The organism is Sporosarcina sp. E16_8 (assembly GCF_017347095.1).
Lineage (GTDB): Bacteria > Bacillota > Bacilli > Bacillales_A > Planococcaceae > Sporosarcina.
In genome coordinates, this window is sequence record NZ_JADPRZ010000119.1 from 1 (window position 1) to 987 (window position 987).

At 36.9% G+C, this 987-nt stretch carries 1 pseudogene; it reads right to left on the reverse strand.

Features of this window, described 5'->3' with window-relative positions:
- Positions 1–987 (reverse strand): annotated as a pseudogene (locus I2484_RS21025) (hypothetical protein); the annotation flags it as partial.

A 987-nucleotide genomic window follows, 5' to 3' on the forward strand; every position in this document is an offset into this window, starting at 1 on the left:
TGCAGAAAGTATTGGTGTTATAGGTTTTTTATCTATATTACTTATATTTATTGTTTCGATAGATTCATTACCCGCCGCATCTTCTGCATAAACGGTGTATGTGTCATTTTCGCTTACTGTAAACGTAGTTCCATTTAATTCCTTCCCTGCATTTTTGAAAAACTCAACAATCTGATTCCCTTGTGTCCATTTTTGAACAAGTATATCCTTTTCATAATCAAGAGAAATTTCGTAGTTAAAATAATCATCATATGTTCTCGTGTCGACAGCTGGTTTCGTGACATTACCTTGATAACGATAAACACGGGTGTCGCTTGTTGGTCTTGTAACGTTTCCTCGATAAGCAGTTACTGTTTTTTGTGTTTTATTCACAACCCCTTTATACCAAGTTGTAGAGGTCATTGAATTCCAATCGTAAAGACAGTCAGAAGGATATATAATACCCTTAAATCCTTCCGGATCTGTATATTCTTCAGCGTGATTAAAACACTGCATACCGGTTAAGTAAAAAGCAACCGTTTTGGTTTCAGGAGGATTAATAGGAATAGTTTCAGTATAAGGTTCCAAATATCCAGTATATCCTTCACTGTTATAATTTGGAGTTGGTTGATTTGTTACCAACTTTGTATGTAATGGCGTGTAACTACCACTTGCTACATACTGTGATAACGTTCCTACATAACCACCAGAGTTATAACTAATCGATGTTTGACCTACAACAAACTTAGTATCTGCAGGTGTATAACTCCCACCCGTTTCTACTTTCCTCGATGGGTTACCTCCAAAAATTTTCGCAGTAACCATTTCTCCGTCCACGCTAACAATTTCAACGTTTCCGGTATTAGCCTTAGCCTCACTTAATAATTTCAATCCAGGGATTGTAAATGTATGAGTTTGAGTGATGCTAGTACTTTCGGGTGTCTTGAACAACTCATTGTCAAGGTCTCGAATATCCGCTGTAATTGTTACATCTGTAGCTGTAAGCGT